4 protein-coding genes and 1 pseudogene are annotated in these 4,829 nt (G+C 35.2%); 3 read left to right on the top strand and 2 right to left on the bottom strand.

Features of this window, described 5'->3' with window-relative positions:
• A partial coding sequence (locus tag AC1DUW_RS21145; protein ID WP_477643379.1) for an FUSC family protein occupies positions 1–231 on the bottom strand: 231 nt, incomplete at its 3' end.
• A 164-nt stretch (positions 232–395) separates the two neighbouring features.
• Here AC1DUW_RS21145 and AC1DUW_RS21140 point away from each other — a divergent pair.
• Positions 396–620 (top strand): hypothetical protein, encoded by a 225-nt coding sequence (locus AC1DUW_RS21140; RefSeq protein ID WP_053345468.1) that lies wholly within the window; start codon positions 396–398, stop codon positions 618–620.
• A 1,321-nt stretch (positions 621–1,941) separates the two neighbouring features.
• Here the strand turns inward: AC1DUW_RS21140 and AC1DUW_RS21135 are convergent.
• Positions 1,942–2,082 (bottom strand): aspartyl-phosphate phosphatase Spo0E family protein, encoded by a 141-nt coding sequence (locus tag AC1DUW_RS21135; RefSeq protein WP_083450697.1) that lies wholly within the window; start codon positions 2,080–2,082, stop codon positions 1,942–1,944.
• A gap of 666 nt (positions 2,083–2,748) precedes the next feature.
• On the opposite strand from AC1DUW_RS21135, the pseudogene AC1DUW_RS21130 reads away from it, so the two are divergent.
• Positions 2,749–3,090, top strand: a pseudogene (locus AC1DUW_RS21130) (hypothetical protein); the annotation flags it as partial.
• 221 nt (positions 3,091–3,311) lie between these two features.
• On the top strand, positions 3,312–4,400 hold the full coding sequence (locus tag AC1DUW_RS21125; protein ID WP_053345470.1) for a GerAB/ArcD/ProY family transporter: 1,089 nt from the start codon (positions 3,312–3,314) through the stop codon (positions 4,398–4,400).
• The last annotated feature ends 429 nt before the right edge of the window (positions 4,401–4,829 follow it).

Here is a 4,829-nt window from a genome sequence, read left to right as displayed (position 1 = left end):
GAGTACAATAACGGAAATACCAATCATGGTTCCAATTACACGTTGTATGGATCGTTGGACCGTTATGTCAATTGTTGATTGAAGGCATAGGATGACGGTGAGTGGAGCTAAGTAAGGATGATTAGAACCCAATAGTTTTGATAATTCCCAGGACAGAGTAGAACCTATTGCCATTTTCCATATTAGAATTGAAAAGTTCTTATTTAGAACGTCGTGTTTTTTTGTTTTCATATTCACCTCGGTGTAATATTCTACCTTTTTATAGAATCCTTCCTATGGTGAATTTTTATGTATATGGATTAATTGTTTTTTTATGTAGTTGAACAAGCCTAAGAAGAAAAAGAAGATGACCAAAGCATGACGCTAAAAGGGAAACGTCAGGAACAAGGCTATTAATGTCCAGGCATATGCAGCCGATTATATTTCGTCGTCAAAGGAAGTATGAGGCTGAACAAGCTATCAAGGATTTAGAGGCGAGAGGATTTGAGGTTATTTCTCCTCTTAAACAGCAAAATCCTCAATCTGAAGTGCCTCATAATCTTTCATTCGAACAGAGGAGATTCAAGGTAGAAGATTTTTCTTCTCCTTGGATTGCTAAGTTAAGAAGAATCGAAGAGTAGACACAAACTGTGCAGTGAAAAAGTAAATTGGAATTTTCCAATCAGCTCCTGTTTTTTAGATTTTTACCGGTTTCAGTACCCGCATTGAAAATAGATACTACCATAATAAAGAAAAAAGAATTTGTATTGCTGAGTGGGCTTTCCAATATCCCAAAAAATTCATGAACACAAGAATGACAAATAAAAGAGCAGTAACTATGGTTATAAAAAGGCGTACGTTAAGAGACATTTTATTCCCTCCTTATATATGTAAAATATATTTATAAAAAGGTTAACATGACAAAGTTGGTGTTAAGACCATTAATTGATTTTATTACTGCACAGTTCGAATAAGCCATGCATTAGGCAATTAAGGAGGGTGCTATATTGAAGTACATTTGCAATGATTGCATATTAATTTTTGAAATCCATGGGAAACTAGCTCCTCGTAAGAAGGCCCATTGTACATTACGCCTTTAAATAAAACAGCAATCGGAGAGCAAAAACATTATAGAAATTATTATTGGTAAACAAAGAAATGGTCCCATTGAAACCATATCACTTTTATTCATCAAAGAATATGGGGTGTCCTACAATCTGGAGCGCAGACATGACGGTTAGAGAACTTTATCATGAGTCCGTCAAAAACAAGCATACATCACTCCGTTTGTTGATTATTTCTGGTATAGAAAAAAACACGGTCAACTTTACTGACGATAAATCAGTACTCGATCTTTTTTTTAGAAGAATAATAGGCCGAGAATGAATGAGTTGTTGAAAGAATATCAGAAAAGTATTTATGGGTCAGCTATATGATGCTGCACAATCTCAAAACCAAAGGAAACGGAATTTTGTCTTAGGAAAGTTGATAGCACTTTAAGTGACTCACTCCCATCACGGACAGTCCATTGAATTACTGGATTATGATGATTTGAAATATGAGTTAGTTCTATCAGCGTATAAAGAAATAAATGCAACTAGTGACGCAAATATGTGGTTTTAGGAGGAAAAGCAAATGTCAAAAATTATTGATTTAAATACTTTCGCAGAAGAAAAATAGGGGGTGGATCAAGTGGCATAGGAAGCGAAAATTAGTTTAGAAGCAAATATGATTTATATTGTGAGCAACCGAAAACTCACTCCGATGATTCTACCAATTGGAGTTTTCGGGGAAACAATGATTATGTGGCAAAACGATAATGCTGTTCCAAAAGAGTGCATCGGAAAATCAAAGAACCAAATCGATTAAAAGAATGTTTGGATTGCGTTTAAAGTGGCTGAAGAACAGTGGACAATGACTGTGAAGGAAGAGTGTAGAAAAAGTAACTTCCGGAATATAGGATCAGTTTGATATGGACTTTTGATATTTGTACAACCACTTATCTAATTCTTGACTAGATTTAATCGTTTCGGGATGAGAAAGTCCTTTTAAGGTTCCAATTTCAATCAAATGGGCTCTCAAGCAATCAATATTGCTTTTCATTAAGGGATAACACTTCAGTTTTCAAAACCTTTCTCTTGTTCATTTGTAATAATCTTCAAAAAATAAAATCAATAGGTAATATTATAGATAATTTTTAACAAAGAGACAAGAGTTTTACAAAATCTTATCAAACAACTATAACTAGACCCTTATCATTATTGACTGAACCTCATATGTATAAGGATAAAATTACCGTTCAGTATGAATAAGCAGCCCATAAACCATTTTTTCATTTTTGAATTAATGAAATATGAAAAAGAATGTAACGAAGTAGGTGTATTGATATATTCAAACTGTGAGAGAAGGAGAAAATTAATAATAAAAGCCCCTAATAGGGGCTTAAATTTAATATCTGAATGGCATCGGCGGACAACAAGGATTATATGGCACTCCACAAATAATGTTTTGAGTGCAACACTAATTCACTGTTCTGTTCGGAGCCGACAAAAAAGGTGAAACAGACAGCCGGGATTCTCTAATCAAACGATATTTGGCAAGCTTTATCTAGGAAAAAATGAAGGAGAGCAAGGTGTAGTTGAAGGATAATGATAAACTATAAAGCTGTTGTAGTTGAAGATATTCCCGCTTACAGATTAGTAGTATTAGCAATCGAAGATAAAGAAAAGAAAATGAAATTAATATTCGTTTAGCTTAGAAGGAGAAGTACCTGACTTTTTAGCAACAAGAGCGATCAAAGAAGGCGAAGCRGTCTATGTGAYTATTAAGAATAGAGAAACGTGGAAGGTCGAAGCGGGAGCAGAAATTCAAGCAGGTGTTTCTGTTGAAACTGGTGAAGATGGAAAAATCGTTGAAGCTCTTGGAGAAGATGCGCCTCCTATCATCGGATATTCAATAAATGCGGCAATTGCAGGGGAAGTTGTTAGCTATGTCCGTAATGTAAARGGCGGAGGAGAAGGTGTTCCGGGTCCGCAAGGCTCAAAGCRACAAGGGTGCTGGGAAGAACAGTGGAACGAAATAGTAGCGAGAGTAGGGACACTAGAAGGATAAAGAGCTCCTGCTATATCTTTATTTATTTTAATGCTCTATTAAAGGATGTTGTTGAATAACTTGTCCTCAAAAGGGTTTGTATATTCTTCTTCTGTCAATAATGGTTATGAAATCACAAATGAGCTGAGTGAGCCAGAAAAAAGGAAACAAATTTTGCTCTTCTTTGTTTTTTTACCGTTTGTATATAACTTAACGTTATGTCGTGAAAGGAACTTATCATAATGCTCGAGAAGGGTAAAATCGGAAGCCGTCAACTGACGATATTAGTGATATTATATACGGTTGGTGATTCTATTTTAGTTATTCCCTCCATTGTCGCTTCTGAAGCAAAACAAAATGGTTGGGTTTCTGGTATTTTTAGCGTGGCGATAGCACCGTTATTGGTTGTCTTTTTATATGACGCTTTAAGGAAATGCTATCCTGATTTAACATTAGTGGAATACAGCCAAAAAATTTTGGGTAAGTGGCTGGGAATAGCGATTTCGCTTCTATTTATAAGCTACTTTTTTATAACCACAGCGACTTACCTGAGAGAAATTGGTGATTTTATGACAAGTCAGATTATGCCTGATACTCCAATTCAAGTGATCATGTTTCTTTTTATGAGTATCGTCCTCATGTCCGCACGTCTCGGTTTGGAACCTTTGGCCCGAAGCGCGGAAATATTGTTTCCTTTTGTTGTAATACTTTTATCATCATTGATGATTCTTCTATTGCCTGAGATTAAATTTCAAAATCTGCAACCCGTCTGGGAGGGAGGATTGAAACCAGTTATACGGGGGTCTATACCATTTATTGTCTTTCCCTTTATAGAATCGGTTGCGGTTCTGATGATCCTCCCGTTCGTGAGTCAAAAAGACAGAATAAGAAAAAGTCTGTTTGTCGGTCAATTGTTGGCTGGAAGTGTTTTGATCATAATAACAATGTTAGCCATTCTTGTTCTTGGTGTCGATTTAACAGCAAAAGAAATTTATCCAAGCTATAAATTGGCTCAGAAAATCAATATCGCTAATTTCCTGACGAGGCTGGAAGCAATACTAGCCATAATTTGGTTCATCACAATTTTTTTTAGATTTAGTTTGTTTTTTTATGTGACCGTTTTAGGTCTGGCACAAACGTTAAAATTGCAAGATTATCGTCCTCTGGTTTTTCCATTTGGTATGATTTTGCTTGTCTTTACATTGATTATGGCACCCAATACCGTCTATTATAGTAACTTTATTTTAGAGATCTGGCCTTTTTATGCTATGACATTCGGGTTTCTGTTACCATTGTTATTACTAACAATCGCCAAAGTTCACAAAAAATGATGGACCAAACTAAGATTGGGTGTTTTTTAAAAGTAACTTGTGTGAAATTCTGTAATTTTTACACAAACCATCCAAGAAAACCTTTATAGTTATCTTAACAATACACGCTATTAGAAGCTTAGGTGTTATACCATTAAAGGGTGCAGTTCTTTAATAAGGCATGCTTTCCTTATTGAACTAACAGTTGAAATAGTTCCACAGGATGAACTAAAGAAGACCACAATAAGTGGTCTCTTTTTATTTGTTCAAAAATTAACATCAATGTTTATCAAAGCCTAATTTAAAAAACGAAGGGATGTTTTGAAATGGCAAATTTAAAAAGACACATGATCGAATTGGTAAAGGATGTGAAGGAAGGTGAAGGAAGGTGAAATTGAAACGGTAAAGTATACAGAATGTATTAATACGTGGGGAGGTGAACTTAGGGAC

This window comes from Peribacillus sp. P4_C12 (assembly GCF_056402095.1).
The sequence above is the reverse complement of the archived record's forward strand: the minus strand, read 5'-3'. Positions and strand labels throughout refer to the sequence as shown.

Excerpts from the sequence above, each read along its gene's own strand:
- AC1DUW_RS21140 (WP_053345468.1), top strand. The coding sequence starts at position 396 with ATGTCCAGGCATATGCAGCCGATTATATTTCGTCGTCAAAGGAAGTAT.
- AC1DUW_RS21135 (WP_083450697.1), bottom strand. The coding sequence starts at position 2,082 with ATGAAAAGCAATATTGATTGCTTGAGAGCCCATTTGATTGAAATTGGA.
- AC1DUW_RS21125 (WP_053345470.1), top strand. The coding sequence starts at position 3,312 with ATGCTCGAGAAGGGTAAAATCGGAAGCCGTCAACTGACGATATTAGTG.